This window comes from Pseudomonas sp. Pseusp88 (assembly GCF_047303955.1).
Taxonomy (GTDB): domain Bacteria; phylum Pseudomonadota; class Gammaproteobacteria; order Pseudomonadales; family Pseudomonadaceae; genus Aquipseudomonas.
The window spans coordinates 128,244-143,590 of sequence record NZ_JBGLYM010000003.1; the positions used below are offsets into that span (position 1 = coordinate 128,244).

Genomic DNA, 15,347 nt, shown 5'->3' on the forward strand with positions numbered 1-15,347 from the left:
CGTCTTGCTGATCATAACGATCCATTACCTTGCCCCGGATGCCGGAAGCCATGCATGACATCGACGACCAATTACGTGAGCTGATCCCGCGAATGCGCCGCTTCGCGGTATCGCTGACCCGTAACCCGACCACCGCAGACGACCTGGTCCAGTCGAGCCTGGAGAAAGCGCTTACAGCCTGGGCCGACAAACGTCCGGAAGGCGATCTGCGCGCCTGGCTGTTTGCCATTCTCTACCGCCAGTTCCTCGACGCCCACCGCCGCTCGCGGCGTTACAAACGCATGCTGGATTTCTTCACCGGTGCCAGCGAGGACGATTACCAGCCGTCGGTGGAACGCACGGTGGTCGCCCAATCCACATTACAGGCGTTCGAACGCCTCAATACCGAACAGCGCGCACTGCTGCTGTGGATTTCAGTGGAAGGCTTGAGTTACAAGGAGGTCGCCGAAATTCTTGATGTTCCGATCGGTACCGTCATGTCCCGCTTGTCCAGGGCCCGCCAGGCCTTGCGGCAACTCAGCGACGGTGAAATCACGCCCCCTGCCCTGCGGATACTGAAATGATCAGCCTGCCCCCCAGCGAACGCGACCTGCACGCCTATGTCGACCGCCAATTGAGCGATGCCGACCGGCAAACCCTGGAAACCTGGCTGGCGGCCCATCCCGAGGTGGCCCGCCAGGTACAGGATTGGCAACTGGATGCCCAGCACCTGCGTGCCGCCTTGAGCGGCGAATTGCAGCGTAGCGCCAATCCGGAGCTGGACCCGGCCTTTATTCGCCAGAACATGCGGCACAAATCCTACCGGCACTACGCCACGGCAGCGGTGCTGCTGATCGCCGTCAGCATCGGCGGCCTCAGTGGCTGGCAGGCCCGTGAAATGACCCTGAGCACGGCCACCCCACCCATGGCCGATGCCGTACAGGCCTATCGCATGTTCGCAGTAAAGGACGACATGGCCACCGACTGGAACCCGACCAAGGTGAACGATGCCCAAGGCTGGCTGGACAAGAACTTTGCCCAGGCCAATCGCCTGCCGGATCTTGCAGCCGCAGGCTTCAAACCGGTGGGCGGACGCATGACCAGTACCGAGCAAGGCGCAGCAGCCATGGTGGTTTATGCCGACGCGGCCGGGCGCAAGCTCAGCTTCTATATCCGTCCACCGGGAGAGCGCAACCACCTGTTGCCCCAGGGCAGTCGCCGGGATGGTGAGTTGCAGGCGGATTACTGGTCCGGTGGCGGCTACAACTACGCCATGGTCGGCCCGGCCGATGACCCTGCTGCGCAACAGGCACGTCAGGCGCTGCATAACGCAATCTGATTGGCTGAGTGATGGCCTCGATGTCGCTGACAAGGTGCTTTCGCGCAGCAAACGCAGACCCGCTGGAGCGAGGCTTGCCCGCGAAGACCTTGACGCGGTTTGCCTGACAGACCGCGTTTCCTCTTTCGCGGGCAAGCCTTGCTCCAACGTGGCAGGCTCACGCCTATAGACGCTATGCGACCAGCCGTCGCCGCGCAGCCCGCTTGACCAGCAACCCGGCCAACGCCAGCAGGGCCAGCACAATCACCACCGAACCATAGATATTGGTGGTGGTGATCAGCCCCAGGCTCCTGGCGGATAATCCGGCCATCAACGCTGGCACACAGAACGCCAGGTAGCTGAGCACGTAGAACGCCGACAATAACCCTGCACGCTCGTGGGCATGGGCCAACGGCAGCAGCATACGTAGCGCGCCGAGAAAGCTGGAACCGAAGCCCACCCCGGCCACCACCGTGCCAATAAAGAACAGCCACAGCCAGCCACTGTTGACGGCCGCCAGAATCACCGCTACACCCGCCGGCAGGAAGCAAACGCCAACCCACAGGGCCAGACGCGCATCACGCAGGCGCAGATTGACGATCGCCACCGCACCACTGAGGGTCAGCGCGGCCACGGCCAGGCCGCCATTGAGCACCGAAGTCGAACCGGTGGCAGCGGCCAGCAGCGACGGCGTCAGGGACAGGAAGAAGCCACCCAGGGCCCATGCGGCAATATCTGCCGGCAACACCGCCCACAGCGTGCCCCGCGCTTGAACCGGCACATGCAGCGAAGGGCGCAACGATTGCCAGACACCAGGCTGAGGACTGACCGTCTCGGCCATGCGCCACAGATACAGCGCCTGGAAGACGAAAGCCGCCAGCAAGAAGCAATAGGCCAGCAACAGCGGCAATGGTGCAAATTCCACCAGTGCTGCGGTGCCCAATGCACCCAGGGCCATGCCAAACATCGGTGCGATGCTATTGATCAACGGCCCCTGTTTCTGATCACTGTCCAGCAGCGCCGCCCCCAGGGCGCTGGTGGCCATGCCCGTGGCGAAACCCTGCATGATCCGCGCAGCGATCAGCCACCCGACATCGCTGGCGAAGATAAACAGCAGCATGGCCGTGATCTCCAGCAACAGCGAAACAAAGATGACCGGCCGTCGGCCCAGATAGTCGGAAAGCGATCCCACCACCAACAATGCGACCAGGAGACTCATGGCATAAACCGCAAAAATCAACGTCAATGTCGCTGCGGAAAAGCCCCAACTCTGCTGGTATAAATGGTAGAGCGGCGTGGGCGCACTGGACGCGGCGAAGAAGCACAACGTGGTAAATGCCAGAAAACCCAGATGTTTGTGTGGCCGATCGGCGCTGCCCGGGTTCTGCAAAGGTATAGACATGGGTACACTCTCCAATCGCACACATAATAAAAGCTAATCTTTAGCGTTACCAAGTGTGCGAGCTGGTTTGAATTAAAGCAAATATTTTGTGTTAAGGTCTGCCCCATGGCTATTAAAGAAGGCATACGCACCGGAGGCCGCAGCGCCCGCGTGCAGGAATCGATCCATACGGCCGTTCGCGACCTGTTGCTCGAACACGAGCGCAGTGCCTTGAGCGTGCCGTTGATCGCCGCTCGGGCGGGGGTCACGCCCTCGACCATCTATCGTCGCTGGGGCGACCTGACCACCCTGCTGGCTGACGCTGCGGTTGAGCGCCTGCGCCCGGACGAGCCGATCAACTGCGGTAATTTGCGCGAAGATTTGCGCACCTGGACCGAGGCATATCTCGAGGAGATGAGTTCCGCTCCGGGCCGGGAATTGATGCGGGATGTGGTCGCCACCGGCGCCACCACCTGCTCGGGCAAATGTGTCGCCATCGTTCAGGAGCAGCTGCAAATCATCATCGATCGCGCGCTGGCTCGGGGCGAGCGCGTGCCCTGCAGCGCCGAACTGATCGACACCGTGGTCGCGCCAATCATCTACCGCCTGCTCTATGCCGATGCGCCGCCAAACCTGGAACGTACCCTGCAGTTGGTTGATCGGTGCCTGAAGCTGGCCTGACAGCCTGTTAGAATGGCCGCCTCCAACGGCCATTGACCTCACACCTCCATGCACAGCCTCGAAGACCTGAACACCGGCAAGCTCCACGGCATCCGCCGCCTGGACCTGTCCTGCGGACTCACTGAATTCCCTCGGGCGATCTTCGAGCTGGCCGACTCCCTGGAAGTGCTTAACCTCAGCGGCAACGCCCTGAGCAGTTTGCCCGATGATCTATACCGGCTCAGGCACCTGCGCATTCTGTTCGTCTCCGACAACGCCTTCACCGAACTGCCCCCCTGCATCGGCCGCTGTGAACAGCTGCAAGTGATTGGCTTCAAGGCCAACCGTATTCGTCACGTCTGCGGTGAAGCACTGCCGCCACTGCTGCGCTCGCTGATCCTCACCGATAACCAGATCGACTGCCTGCCTGAGGCACTTGGCGACTGTACGCACCTGCAAAAGCTGATGATGGCCGGCAACCGCCTGCAACACCTGCCCGAAAGCCTGGTGCGCTGCCAGCGCCTGGAACTGCTGCGCATCGCCGTCAACCAGTTGACCGAGCTGCCTGCCTGGCTGCTGCAGATGCCCGCCCTCGCCTGGCTCGCCCATGGTGGCAATCCATTGTCGCCGCCGGTACCGGTCGTCGATGTACCGCAGATCCCGTGGCAGCAGTTGCAACTTGGGGAGAAGCTCGGTGAAGGGGCTTCGGGGGTCATTCAACGGGCCCTGTGGCAAAGACCTGAACAGGATCCGCTCGCCGTCGCGGTCAAGGTCTACAAAGGCCATGTCACCAGTGACGGTTCGCCGCTGGATGAGATGGCGGCCTGCCTGGTCGCCGGCATACATGAGCAGTTGATCCGGGTCGAAGGCCGCATCAATGATCACCCAGAGGGACGCGCCGGGCTGGTGTTGGATCTGATCGACCCGGCCTTCACCAACCTGGCCGGACCACCCAGCCTGGAGTCCTGCACCCGCGATATCTATCCCGCCGACCTGCGCCTTGAGCCCCAGGTGGCCCTGCGCATCGCCACCGGCATCGCCTCGGCCACCGCCCATCTGCATAGCCACGGCATGATCCATGGCGATCTGTATGCCCATAACGTCTTATGGAGCCCGCAGGGTGACGGGTTGTTGGGGGATTTCGGTGCGGCAGCGTTTCATCCGCGCACTGAACAAGCCGCGATGCTGGAGCGCATCGAGACGCGGGCCTTTGGCATATTGTTGGGGGAGTTGCTGGAACACTGCGAACTGCCACCGGGTGATCCCGTGCGGGCATTGCAGGAGCGGTGTGTGCAGCCTGACGTCATGAGGCGTCCGGCGATGATCGAGGTGAAGCAGGTGCTAGCTGCGAGCCTCGAGCTGCAAGCGTAAACACTGTGGGACCGGCTTTAGCCGGGAATATGCCTTCCCGGCTAAAGCCGGTCCCACACCCGCCAATCTTTCCTGCAGCTCGTAACTCGTAGCTAGGCTTTTATCCCGCCAGACCTACATACACATTCTGCACATCATCATGAGCATCGATGGCTTCGAGGAACGCTTCGACTTCCGCCATCTGCTCATCGCTGAGGCCATCCACGGTGCTTTTCGGGCGGTAGCCCAGCTGCGCCGAGGTCACGGTGAAGCCGAACTCGGGCAGTGCCTTGCAGACGGCATCCAGGTCGGTGGACTCGGTGAGGAACAGCGTGGCGCCGTCTTCACCCGGCTCGAAATCCTGGGCACCGGCCTCAATGGCAGCCAGTTCAGGATCGGCGTCGGCGTTGTCGGGCGTGGCTTCGATCATGCCCTGATAGAGGAAGTCCCAGGATACAGAACCGGCTGCACCGAGTTGCCCCTTGCGAAACAGCACACGGATTTCCGAAACAGTGCGATTGATGTTGTCAGTCAGGCACTCGATGATCACCGGCACCTTGTGCGGTGCAAAACCTTCGTAGGTCAGGCGCTCGAAGTTGACGTGCTCGCCCAGCAGGCCCGCACCCTTCTTGATTGCCCGCTCAAGGGTCTCGCGGGGCATCGAGGCCTTCTTGGCCTGCTCGACCACCAGACGCAGCCGGGAGTTCATGTCCGGGTCAGCGCCGGAGCGCGCGGCGATCATGATTTCCTTGGACAGCTTGCCAAAAATACGCCCCTTGGCGTTGGCTGCTGCTTCTTTATGCTTGACCTTCCACTGTGCGCCCATGCTTGCTCTCTTGATTCGATTGCGCCTTGCCACCCTCGCCCGTTCATCAGAACAGGCGGTGCGGCAACACGTTGAAAAATGGTAACCGGCGCATTTTATACGCGATGGCGACGGATGAAACCCCTTTCAGGTCATTGACTTCACACTGGGACCCCGTGAAGCCATGACCGATATCCCCTAAAGCCTTGTAGTCCTTTTCTGAAAAACCTCGCAGCCATGCCAAGAACGACGCGCATTTCGTACCCTGCGCCCCTTGGAATTTTCTAGCTGGGAGCGAATGCGAATGTGCCGAAACACGCACGTGCCGATCACCCTGACCATTGATGACACGCCGATGACCCTGCCGGTCATTGGCTTCAACGGCCACGATGCACTGAATCAACCCTACCGTTTCGACGTTGATGTGCTCAGCGACAATCCGTTGCTGGACTTCAATCAATTGCTGCAACGCCGTGCCTTCCTCAGCCTGGGCGACGGCGAAGAAGGTGTGCACGGGCACATTTGCGCTGTCGGCCAGGGCTATGCAGGCACCGACCTGAGCCACTACCGCATCAGCCTGATGCCCGACCTGCAACGGCTGGACCAGCGCCGCCAGCGACGGGTCTTGCGCGATCTCAGCGTGCCGCAGCTGATTGTGCAACTGCTGGCGGAGCATGGCCTGGAGGAAGACACCTACCGTTTCGAGCCCGCCACCGGCCTCTATCCGCCCCGCCCCCTATGCGTGCAGCACGACGAAAGCGACCTGCACTTGCTGCAGCGCTTATGCGAAGAGGAAGGCATTCATTTTCGTTTCGAGCACAGTCGCAGCCAGCATTTGCTGATTTTCTCCGACGATCCCGGCAGTTTCCCGCCCTTGCTGCAGCCCCTGCGTTTCCAGCGCCCACAAAGTGTTTCCTCAGCTCCTGGCGGGCTCAGTCACTTGCGCGAAACGTTCTGGGCCTTGCCCGGCCAGGGTCGCCCCCCGGTGCTGCAAGAAGAAAGTGATGCGCCTGAACCGACCGGGCCACCGATCCTGGGCGTCGCCAATCAGCCCTACCTGCACCCGGCCTACGACAATCGCAACGATCCCCGGCAACTGCGCCAGCGCCAGGCCAGTCGCCGGGCGCTGGAGCGCATGCGTTGTGAACGCTATCGGGTTGAGGGCCGCAGCGACCGGCCCAGCCCGGGCAGCGGACATGTCATTCAGGTACTCGGCCACCCGATTGCGCAATACAACGATCAATGGTTACTGACTGAAGTCCGCCATAGCGCCTGGCAGCCATGGGTACTCGACGGCGGCGATGGTTACGACAAGACGAGGATCCTTGACTCGACAACGCCCGCGACGGCGCAACCGGGCTATGCCAACACCTTTGCCGCCATTCCCTGGGCCATGCCTTTTCGTCCGCCCCTTGATCATCCCAAACCTCAGGTACATGGCGTTCTGCCTGCCACACTGCTGACCAGCCCCGACGGCCTGTTGGTGACCGATACCCAGGGGCGCCTGCCTATCCGTTATGACTGGCAAGCATCCGACGCTACCGACAGCACGGGAATTGCGGCGCACATCGCTGACAGCGAGCTGTTGTGCGAGGGTGCCGGGACGGCGGTCTGGGTCGGCCATTTTGACAACGACCCGGAGCGCCCGGTGATCTGCGGCCTGCGCCAGGCAGAACAGGGGATGCGGGCTCAGGTCGATGAGATCGAGCTGGCGCCGCAATTAACCGCGCTGCACCTTAAACACGGCCAGCGCCTGCTGATCGAAGCTCCACGCCTGCAACTCAGCGGCAAAGGCGCCCGCCTCGAGCTGAGCGCTGATGGCATCACCTTGACTGCGCGGCGCACCGCAGCCTTCGCAAACCCGCGCAAAGCTGCCCGCCACGATCTGCGCCTGACTGAAAAACCCGGCCTGAGCGGTCGCCCCCTGGCCCGACGCAGCTGGTATATCGTGCGCATGCCCCAACCTGATCTGGGCCATCTGGCACGGCTGGATCCACGCCATCTGCTGTTCGAGGGCAAGACCGACGATCAGGGTTATCTGGGTCTGAGCCCCCAACAGCAACGGCAATTGGCCGAGGAGTACCGCAAGACTCCGCAGCAGCTATGCCTGATTCACCCCGGCCACTGCGTGCCATTGGAAGTGTATTTCCAGCAGAACTGGAGCCGGCATCAGCTCATGCTGTTCAACAGCCCTTGAACACAGCCTCGCGCTTTTCGATGAACGCCGCCATGCCTTCCTTTTGATCATGGCTGGCAAACAACGAATGGAACACGCGGCGCTCGAAGCGGACACCTTCGGCGAGGCTGACCTCAAAGGCACGGTTGACGCTTTCCTTGACCATCATCGCCACAGGCAAGGATTTGGCGGCGATATCAGCAGCGACTTTCAGCGCCTCTTCCAGCAGGTCGGCCGCAGGCACGATACGCGCCACCACCCCGGCCCGCTCAGCCTCCACCGCGTCCATCAAGCGGCCGGTCAGACACAACTCCATGGCCTTGGCCTTGCCAACGGCCCGGGTCAGGCGCTGGGTGCCGCCCATACCTGGCAGCACGCCGAGTTTAATTTCCGGCTGACCGAAACGGGCAGTGTCGGCAGCCAGGATAAAGTCGCACATCAACGCCAACTCACAGCCGCCGCCCAGGGCAAAGCCTGCCACTGCGGCAATCATCGGTTTACGCCGGGCAGCGATGCGGTCACTGTCGCAAAACAGGTCGTCAAGGTAGATCTGCGGATAAGTCAGTTGCGCCATTTCCTTGATATCGGCCCCGGCGGCAAAGGCCTTGGCTGAGCCGGTCAGGACGATGCAGCCGATAGTGCGGTCAGCTTCCAGTTGATCGAGCACCTGGTTGAGTTCGCGGATCAGCAGGGCATTCAGGGCGTTCAGGGCCTGGGGGCGGTTCAGGGTGATAAGGGCCACCTTATCTTGAATCTCTAGCAACAATGTTTCATAAGTCATTGATATTTATCCTTATTCAGCTCAAAAGACAAACTTCTAATCAACATTAGATAATATCCATAAGATATTGTTTTATAACAATAATATTAGCTTCCTGTCATAGAATGACTCGAGCTTTGGCAGGCCGCACAGGATCTGATCGTTCGCGGACAGGCCTCGCTCAAACGAATCACCGTTTGCCATGTGGCAGCGTTGTCGGGTGAGACACCGCCAGGCATCCAACACTCAATAAACACACTCAATCGCCACCGCCGTCGCCTCCCCGCCACCGATACAGATCGCCGCTACGCCACGACGCAGTTGCCGCTGGCGCAGTGCCCAGATCAGGCTGACCAGGATGCGCGCCCCCGACGCGCCAATCGGATGCCCCAGGGCGCAAGCACCGCCGTGTACGTTGACCTTTTCGTGGACCAATCCCAGTTGCTGCATGGTCACCAAAGCAACCACGGCAAAGGCTTCGTTGATCTCGAACAGGTCCACCTGCTCCAGGCTCCAGCCAGTGCGCTGCATCAGCTTTTTGATCGCGCCAACAGGTGCCGTAGGAAACAGTCCAGGCTCATCGGCAAACGCCGCATGACCATGGATGATCGCCAAGGGCTTGAGCCCACGACTTAGAGCCTCGGAGCGACGCATCAGCAGCAACGCCGCCGCGCCATCGGAAATTGAACTGGAGTTGGCCGCTGTGACGCTGCCATCGGCTCTGAAGGCCGGCTTGAGGTTGGCAATCTTGTCCAGCCGCGCCTTGGGCGGCTGCTCATCAGTGCTGATCAGCTTGCGCTCCCTGCCGATCTGCGCCTCGACCGCAACGATCTCCGCGGTGAACAGACCGTCATTGATGGCGGCCTGAGCCCGAGTCAGGGAGGCCACGGCGTAGGCATCCTGGGTTTCCCGGCTGAACCCATGCTCCTGCGCGCAATCCTCGGCATAGGTGCCCATCAAGCGCCCTGGCTCATAGGCATCTTCCAGGCCATCGAGAAACATATGATCGATAACCCGGCCATGGCCCATGCGGTAGCCACTGCGCGCCCGGTCCAGCAGGTACGGGGCATTGGACATGCTTTCCATGCCACCGACCACCACGATCCTGGCACTGCCCGCCAGCAGCAGGTCGTGACCGAGAATAGCCGCCTGCATGCCCGAGCCGCACATTTTGTTAAGGGTCGTGCAGGGGGTCGACTTGCTCAGGCCCGCCCCCAGCGCCGCTTGCCGTGCCGGGGCCTGACCAAGCCCGGCAGGCAATACACAGCCGAACAACACTTCATCAACCGTATCAGCCTTGACCGCGCCGCGCTCCACTGCGGCCCTGATCGCAGCCGCACCCAATTGCGGCGCGGTCAGACTGTGCAGGTCGCCCTGAAAACCGCCCATGGGCGTGCGCACGGCGCTGACAATCACTACCGGATCATCCTGAAAGGTCTTGGGCATGAGGTTCTCCTGAGCTTATTTGGGGGCCATGCGCAGGGCGCCGTCGAGACGGATCACCTCGCCATTGAGCATGCTGTTCTCGACGATATGCCGAACCAGCGCCGCATATTCGTCTGGCTTACCCAGCCGTGGTGGAAACGGCACACCCACCGCCAGGGCTTCACGCACCGGTTCGGCGACTCCGGCCATCATCGGCGTTTCGAAGATGCCGGGGGCAATGGTCATGACCCGTATGCCAAAGCGTGCCAGCTCCCGTGCCGCCGGCAGGGTCAGGCTGACAATCGCGCCCTTGGAAGCGGCATAGGCGGCCTGGCCAATCTGGCCGTCGTAGGCGGCAATGGAGGCGGTATTGATGATCACGCCGCGCTCGCCCTCGCCGTTCGGCTCATTACGGGCCATGGCCTCGGCGGCCAGGCGCAGCAGGTTGAAGCTGCCGATCAGATTGACATTGATAATGCGGCTGAAGCTTTCCAGGCGATGGGGCTGCTCCTTGCCGAGGATCTTTTCCGCGCCGCCAATGCCTGCGCAATTGACCAAACCATGTAAATGGCCGAATGCCTTTACTGCTGCGTCCACAGCGGCCTGGGCCACCGTTTCCTGGGTGATGTCCCCGGCATGGAAAGCCGCCTGTCCGCCCAATTGCTCAGCCTGGGCGGCAACCGTTTGCACATTCAGATCAACCAGCATGACCCTGGCGCCCGCTCCCACCAGCATGCGCGCCGTGGCCGCCCCCAGCCCCGAAGCACCGCCACTGACGACAAACACCTTGTCCTTGAGCTGCATAGCGATTCTCCATCTTTGTTTTTGTTGGAATGGAAAAGATAGTCGCGCCACAGCCCGATCGAGGCAATGGTCAAAGCAGGCGCAATCGATGAGCGATTTGGCCAATAACGAATCTATGTCCGCCGGGGAGGTCTGAGATCAGGTAGCCCTTAGCCCGGAGCCCGGCGCATGCACGCACAGTTCATCCGCATCCTGTCCACCAGTCTGTTATTGCTGACCCTGAGCGCCTGCGCGCTGTTCCCCCATAACGATCCGCTGAATATCAATGTGGTGGGCATAGAGCCCCTGCCCGGTCAGGGTCTGGAGGTACGTCTGGCGGTAAAGTTGCGCTTGCAGAACCCCAATGAAACCGCCATCGACTACAGCGGCGTCGCTCTGGATCTGGACGTAAATGGTAGGTTGCTTGCTTCGGGGGTAAGCGACCAGCAAGGCACCATCGGCCGTTTCTCCGAAGCGGTGCTGGTGGTACCGGTGAGTGTTTCGGCCTTTGCCGCGTTGCGCCAAGTGGTGGGGGTCAGCGAGCGCCAGAGCCTGGATAACCTGCCGTACACCCTGCACGGCAAGCTCGCTGGCGGCCTGTTCGGCACGATGCGCTTCAGCGACAGTGGCGTGCTGAGCCTGCCACAGCCGCTGAATAATCAATGGTAGCGGTCAGTCCTGAATGAAGCGCACGCCGGGTTTGGCCCGTTCATCCACCATCAGCTCGAAGATATCCGGCCGTGCGTAATGGCCGACCACATCCAGGTCATACCGTGCCTTGATCAATTCATCGGTATCGATCTCGGCACACAGCAGGCCAGTTTCGCCCAGCAACGGCCCGGCCAGCACATCACCCAAAGGCCCGACGATCAGGCTTCCGCCGTTGATCAGCGGGCGCTGTGCCGGCCAGTTGGCCACTTCAACACCCAATGCCTCGGGAGACGGCTGCACCTGACAGGCGCTGATGACAAACAGGCGCCCTTCATGGGCGACGTGGCGCATGGTGCATTGCCAGATATCCCGCTCATCCACCGTTGGCGCGCACCAGACATCGACACCCTTGGCGTACATGGCGGTGCGCAGCAACGGCATCTGATTTTCCCAGCACACTGCAGAGGCAACACGCCCGACCTGGCTGTCGATCACCGGCAGCGTCGAGCCATCGCCCTTGCCCCAGATCAGCCGCTCGGTGCCCGTCGGCATCAGCTTGCGGTGTTTGGCCACCAGCCCCCCTTCCGGCTCGATGAAGATCACGGTGCAGTACAAGGTGTTACCCGCCCGCTCGATCACCCCCAGTACCAGACTGGCCCCCGTGCGCACCGACAGGGCGGCCAGGGCATCGGTTTCCGCCCCTGGCAGATCGATGGCGTTGGCGTAATAGCGGGCGTAGGCCTCGCGCCCTTCGGGCAGGCGATAACCCAGTTGCGTACCGAAGGTTTCACCCTTCGGATAACCGCCGAGCAATGCCTCGGGCATGACGACCAGGCGCGCACCAGCCTCGATGATGGCGGCCTCGTAGGAAAGAATCTGCTCCAGGGTCTCGGCTTTACCGCCGGGCAAGGCGCCGATCTGCAGGGCGGCAACGATGGATTTAGACATGCGGGGAAGCTCCGTTGGCTGAGAATGTAGCGATTCTCCAACGCAGCCTCACATGAATAAATACCGACTCAGTGCTAAATGATATGAATCAGATGAATATCTGACAACCCATTTACTTGGCAGCCGCCATCAGGCGATTGACTTCGCTGCGCACCATATTGGCGTACTCCGGCGGACTCATGGCGTCCAGCTCGGCCCGGACCCATTCAGACCACTTGCCCTTGCGCTTGGCCTTTTCCCCGATCAGGCGCGCAGCATCGCCCTTGGCCTTGCCCAGGTTGCTTTGCCACAGCTCGAACAGACGGGATTTTTCATCTTCGAGCGCCGCGCGCTCATGAAGGGGGCGATTTGCCAGATTGAAGCTCATAGCGGTTACCTGCGACATAAAAACCGCTGCATCTTACACCCTTGCGGCGCACACTCCGACGCGAAGTGACGAGCGAATAAGTTCAAGTCTCACAATGGTCTGCAACTTTTTCCCACGCCAATGACTCCATTGCTTACTGCCATCCACAACTGAAAGGAAACCACCATGGCTCGTAAAACATCTGCCCAGAATGCCGCCGAACAGATCAAAGACCAGGCGTTCAGCGAACTGCAGGCGCTGATCGAAGAGTCGGACAAGCTGCTCAAAGACAGTGCTTCACTGGTCGGCGAAGAAGCGGAAACCCTGCGCGCGCAATTGAGCCTCAAACTCAAGCAGGCCATGGAGTCCGTCGTCAGCGTGCGTAATCGCACCAAACCAGCTGTGGAAGCCACCGAGAGCTATATCGGCGGTCATCCGTGGCAGACCGTGGCGGTCTCTGCCGGGTTCGGTCTGGTTGTTGGTTTGCTGCTCGGCCGTCGCTAAGCCGTGGAAGTGAGGCTTGCCCGCGACAGTTGCGACGCGGACTGCCTGGTAATCCCCTTGTCCCGGTTCGCGGGCAAGCCTCGCTCCAACAAGCCTAACCCAGTGAAACGTCCGGAAACGGCGAGAAGATCCCGGTCTTGGTGTATTGCCCCAACAGCGTCAACTCCTCATTGGACGAGGCGAAACCCAGCAGCACGTCAGCGCGACTGTCACCATTGGCGATATTGTTGAGGAAATACTGGAAGCCTACGGCATCCGGCGCCCGGCCCAGGGCATTCTGATACATCGTCGTGATGAACTGCGTATCGGTCAGATTGGCCAGTGGCGCCGCTTCTCTGGACTGCAGGAATGCCGCAGCAATGGTTTTCAACGCGGCACTGGAGTCCGCCCCGCCCAACGCCTTGATATGGAAATTCAGGCCATTCTCGTCGCCCAGACGGTTGAAAATGGTTTTGTACATCCCCTCCAATACCTTGGCCGTTGCTGGCAGATTGAACAGCAGCACGCCATCATCGAAACGCACCCGCTCGATATTGCTCAGCTGGTCCGTGCCGTTGGCACCGGCAACGGTGTATGTCCCGTCGCTATTGCTCGTGACGGTGCTCTGCGACCATTTACTGCCGGTTTCCAACACAGTATCCACAGCAAAGCTGGAGGTCTGGCCGACAAACCTGTCGTTCCCCGAGGTACCGGTCAATGAACGGCCGCTGCCATCGGCAACAACGGTGGTCTGGGCCGGGACGTCGACTACCGGCGCCGGCGTGACCGACTTGATCAGAGTGCCGCCCGCACCGTCACTGGTCAGCACCAGGTTGCTGTCGAAAGTGCCGTTGACCGTCAATTGCGCGACCTGAGTACCGCCGGAACTGATCTTCAATGTGCTGCCGCTCAGGCTGACTGTCGCGCCCGCCAGCGCCAAGCCGGTCACGTCAATAGTATCGTCCATGCTGAAGTCAGTAATGGTCACACCATTCAGATTGGCGGCACTGTCCTTGAAGGTATCGGCCCCGCCGCCGCCGGTCAGGGTATCGGCGCCGCCGCCACCGGTCAGGGTGTCCTTGCCAAGGCTGCCGACGAGCGTGTGTACACCACTGCCATCGATCAGTGTCGTGCCCGTGGTGTTGCTGGTGGTGATGGTCTGGATATTGGTCAGCGTGGTCGCCGATAGATCGAGGCTCGTGCCTGCGGTAGTGACGCTGTTGCCAATGCCTGTACCGGCGATGCTGGCGATCGAACCGCCACCGGCCTTGGTCTGTGTTGCGTTGAGGGTAAAGGTAGCGCCTGCGGTGCTGTCGCTTAGCGACTGGACGTTGGCCAGGGTCTTGGCGCTGATATCGAACGCTGTACTGGCGGTCCGCAGGGTGTTATTGCCTGAGCCCAGATTGAGGGTCCCGGAGCTGGCAATCATGCTGTTGGTGACGATCAGCGTGTCGTCGCCCGCACTGCCGGTGAAGTTCTGAATATTGCTGAAGCCACCGCTGAGGGTCGTCAGGTCGTAACTGCCGGCGACCTCCAGGACCAGGGTGTTGGTGCCGGTGCCGCCGTCGATGGATTTGAGCAGCAACAACTCTGCGGTGGTGATATTGACAGTGTCGTTGCCACTGCCCGCTGCGATATTGATAACGCCCGGTGTGCTGCCGACCTGGGTGCTGGTGAATGATTTAAAAGTGGTGTTGACGCCGGTGCTGCTGCTCAAGCGCTGAATATTGGTCAGCGTGACGCCGGTCAGGTCCAGCGTGTTATCCGAAACGCGCAACGTATTAGCGGAGACCGATGTGCCGGTCACATTGGTGACCAATCCGGCTCCCAGCTGACTGCCCTTGACGAGGAAGGTCGCGCCGGCACCAGTGCTTTGCAGGGTTTGCACATTGCTCAGTGCTATCTTGCTGACGTCCAGTGTACCGATTCTCTGCAGGGTGTTACTGCCGCCTTTGAGGTCGATACTGGTAAACGTCGCCAATAGCTGTGACGAGTCGAAAAAGACAGTGTCATCGCCACTGCTGCCAGTAAGGCTTTGTATGCCGCTGATCACGATGTCTGAGGCAAAGATGTAATTACCGGCAGTGGTCAGCTCCAGAGTGTCAATACCACCGCCGCCGTTGAGCACATCTGAAGCGTTCAGAGAACCCGGATCGGTTTGGAAGGTATCGTCGCCACCGGTGCCGGTGAGGTTATCCACATTGTTGGTTAAAACGATAGTGGCCATGACACGTCCCTGAGACAGATAATTGGGCTGCATAGTGACAGCACTTACCCTCACA

Annotated in this window: 15 protein-coding genes; 7 read left to right on the top strand and 8 right to left on the bottom strand. The window is 60.8% G+C overall.

Going from position 1 to position 15,347, the window contains the following annotated elements; all coding sequences use genetic code 11:
• Positions 1-50 precede the first annotated feature (50 nt).
• Both ACCD02_RS05095 and ACCD02_RS05100 read left to right on the top strand, forming a co-directional pair.
• Positions 51-563, top strand: coding sequence for a sigma-70 family RNA polymerase sigma factor (locus ACCD02_RS05095; RefSeq protein WP_413299050.1), 513 nt, complete (start codon positions 51-53; stop codon positions 561-563).
• Positions 560-1,318: an anti-sigma factor family protein gene (locus ACCD02_RS05100; protein ID WP_413299052.1), complete on the top strand. Its 759-nt coding sequence runs from the start codon at positions 560-562 to the stop codon at positions 1,316-1,318. Before ACCD02_RS05095 ends, ACCD02_RS05100 begins: the two co-directional genes overlap by 4 nt.
• Before the next feature lie 172 nt (positions 1,319-1,490).
• Here the strand turns inward: ACCD02_RS05100 and ACCD02_RS05105 are convergent, their stop codons facing one another.
• Positions 1,491-2,699 carry an MFS transporter gene (locus tag ACCD02_RS05105; RefSeq protein ID WP_413299054.1) on the bottom strand — a complete coding sequence of 403 codons (1,209 nt, stop codon included), beginning with the start codon at positions 2,697-2,699 and terminating at the stop codon, positions 1,491-1,493.
• A gap of 105 nt (positions 2,700-2,804) precedes the next feature.
• Between ACCD02_RS05105 and ACCD02_RS05110 the strand changes: the two genes are divergently transcribed.
• Complete coding sequence (locus ACCD02_RS05110) at positions 2,805-3,359, top strand: TetR/AcrR family transcriptional regulator (RefSeq protein ID WP_413299056.1); 555 nt, start codon at positions 2,805-2,807, stop codon at positions 3,357-3,359.
• A gap of 48 nt (positions 3,360-3,407) precedes the next feature.
• The gene (locus ACCD02_RS05115) at positions 3,408-4,709 is read left to right on the top strand and encodes a leucine-rich repeat-containing protein kinase family protein (RefSeq protein ID WP_413299058.1); all 1,302 of its coding nucleotides are present in this window, start codon (positions 3,408-3,410) and stop codon (positions 4,707-4,709) included.
• Between the two features lie 100 nt (positions 4,710-4,809).
• Here ACCD02_RS05115 and ACCD02_RS05120 read toward each other — a convergent pair whose 3' ends face one another.
• Positions 4,810-5,514 (bottom strand): YebC/PmpR family DNA-binding transcriptional regulator, encoded by a 705-nt coding sequence (locus ACCD02_RS05120; protein ID WP_413299060.1) that lies wholly within the window; start codon positions 5,512-5,514, stop codon positions 4,810-4,812.
• Positions 5,515-5,797: 283 nt separating this feature from the next.
• Between ACCD02_RS05120 and ACCD02_RS05125 the strand changes: the two genes are divergently transcribed.
• Entirely contained in the window at positions 5,798-7,690 is a 1,893-nt protein-coding gene (locus tag ACCD02_RS05125) for a type VI secretion system Vgr family protein (protein ID WP_413299062.1), read from the top strand.
• On the opposite strand, the gene ACCD02_RS05130 is transcribed toward ACCD02_RS05125, so the two are convergent.
• From ACCD02_RS05130 to ACCD02_RS05140, 3 genes are all read right to left on the bottom strand, one after another.
• Positions 7,677-8,450 (bottom strand): enoyl-CoA hydratase, encoded by a 774-nt coding sequence (locus tag ACCD02_RS05130; protein ID WP_413299064.1) that lies wholly within the window; start codon positions 8,448-8,450, stop codon positions 7,677-7,679. The two genes, ACCD02_RS05125 and ACCD02_RS05130, sit on opposite strands and share 14 nt — an antisense overlap.
• A gap of 225 nt (positions 8,451-8,675) precedes the next feature.
• Positions 8,676-9,875 carry an acetyl-CoA C-acyltransferase gene (locus ACCD02_RS05135; RefSeq protein WP_413299066.1) on the bottom strand — a complete coding sequence of 400 codons (1,200 nt, stop codon included), beginning with the start codon at positions 9,873-9,875 and terminating at the stop codon, positions 8,676-8,678.
• 15 nt (positions 9,876-9,890) lie between these two features.
• Positions 9,891-10,658 (bottom strand): 3-hydroxyacyl-CoA dehydrogenase, encoded by a 768-nt coding sequence (locus tag ACCD02_RS05140; protein WP_413299068.1) that lies wholly within the window; start codon positions 10,656-10,658, stop codon positions 9,891-9,893.
• Positions 10,659-10,826: 168 nt separating this feature from the next.
• On the opposite strand from ACCD02_RS05140, the gene ACCD02_RS05145 reads away from it, so the two are divergent.
• Positions 10,827-11,306, top strand: a complete 480-nt coding sequence (locus ACCD02_RS05145) for an LEA type 2 family protein (RefSeq protein ID WP_413299070.1) — start codon at positions 10,827-10,829, stop codon at positions 11,304-11,306.
• A 3-nt stretch (positions 11,307-11,309) separates the two neighbouring features.
• Here the strand turns inward: ACCD02_RS05145 and ACCD02_RS05150 are convergent, their stop codons facing one another.
• Positions 11,310-12,236 carry a carbon-nitrogen hydrolase family protein gene (locus ACCD02_RS05150; RefSeq protein ID WP_413299072.1) on the bottom strand — a complete coding sequence of 309 codons (927 nt, stop codon included), beginning with the start codon at positions 12,234-12,236 and terminating at the stop codon, positions 11,310-11,312.
• A 112-nt stretch (positions 12,237-12,348) separates the two neighbouring features.
• Positions 12,349-12,603 carry a hypothetical protein gene (locus ACCD02_RS05155; protein WP_413299074.1) on the bottom strand — a complete coding sequence of 85 codons (255 nt, stop codon included), beginning with the start codon at positions 12,601-12,603 and terminating at the stop codon, positions 12,349-12,351.
• Positions 12,604-12,768: 165 nt separating this feature from the next.
• Here ACCD02_RS05155 and ACCD02_RS05160 point away from each other — a divergent pair, with 165 nt between their 5' ends.
• Entirely contained in the window at positions 12,769-13,086 is a 318-nt protein-coding gene (locus ACCD02_RS05160; RefSeq protein WP_413299076.1) for a DUF883 family protein, read from the top strand.
• 94 nt (positions 13,087-13,180) lie between these two features.
• Here the strand turns inward: ACCD02_RS05160 and ACCD02_RS05165 are convergent, their stop codons facing one another.
• Entirely contained in the window at positions 13,181-15,292 is a 2,112-nt protein-coding gene (locus ACCD02_RS05165) for a DUF4214 domain-containing protein (protein ID WP_413299078.1), read from the bottom strand.
• Positions 15,293-15,347: the final 55 nt, after the last annotated feature.

Coding starts and splice junctions, on each gene's coding strand:
- ACCD02_RS05155 (WP_413299074.1), bottom strand. CDS start 12,603: ATGAGCTTCAATCTGGCAAATCGCCCCCTTCATGAGCGCGCGGCGCTC.
- ACCD02_RS05140 (WP_413299068.1), bottom strand. CDS start 10,658: ATGCAGCTCAAGGACAAGGTGTTTGTCGTCAGTGGCGGTGCTTCGGGG.
- ACCD02_RS05130 (WP_413299064.1), bottom strand. CDS start 8,450: ATGACTTATGAAACATTGTTGCTAGAGATTCAAGATAAGGTGGCCCTT.
- ACCD02_RS05145 (WP_413299070.1), top strand. CDS start 10,827: ATGCACGCACAGTTCATCCGCATCCTGTCCACCAGTCTGTTATTGCTG.
- ACCD02_RS05115 (WP_413299058.1), top strand. CDS start 3,408: ATGCACAGCCTCGAAGACCTGAACACCGGCAAGCTCCACGGCATCCGC.
- ACCD02_RS05105 (WP_413299054.1), bottom strand. CDS start 2,699: ATGTCTATACCTTTGCAGAACCCGGGCAGCGCCGATCGGCCACACAAA.
- ACCD02_RS05100 (WP_413299052.1), top strand. CDS start 560: ATGATCAGCCTGCCCCCCAGCGAACGCGACCTGCACGCCTATGTCGAC.
- ACCD02_RS05165 (WP_413299078.1), bottom strand. CDS start 15,292: ATGGCCACTATCGTTTTAACCAACAATGTGGATAACCTCACCGGCACC.
- ACCD02_RS05095 (WP_413299050.1), top strand. CDS start 51: ATGCATGACATCGACGACCAATTACGTGAGCTGATCCCGCGAATGCGC.
- ACCD02_RS05125 (WP_413299062.1), top strand. CDS start 5,798: ATGTGCCGAAACACGCACGTGCCGATCACCCTGACCATTGATGACACG.
- ACCD02_RS05120 (WP_413299060.1), bottom strand. CDS start 5,514: ATGGGCGCACAGTGGAAGGTCAAGCATAAAGAAGCAGCAGCCAACGCC.
- ACCD02_RS05110 (WP_413299056.1), top strand. CDS start 2,805: ATGGCTATTAAAGAAGGCATACGCACCGGAGGCCGCAGCGCCCGCGTG.
- ACCD02_RS05135 (WP_413299066.1), bottom strand. CDS start 9,875: ATGCCCAAGACCTTTCAGGATGATCCGGTAGTGATTGTCAGCGCCGTG.
- ACCD02_RS05150 (WP_413299072.1), bottom strand. CDS start 12,236: ATGTCTAAATCCATCGTTGCCGCCCTGCAGATCGGCGCCTTGCCCGGC.
- ACCD02_RS05160 (WP_413299076.1), top strand. CDS start 12,769: ATGGCTCGTAAAACATCTGCCCAGAATGCCGCCGAACAGATCAAAGAC.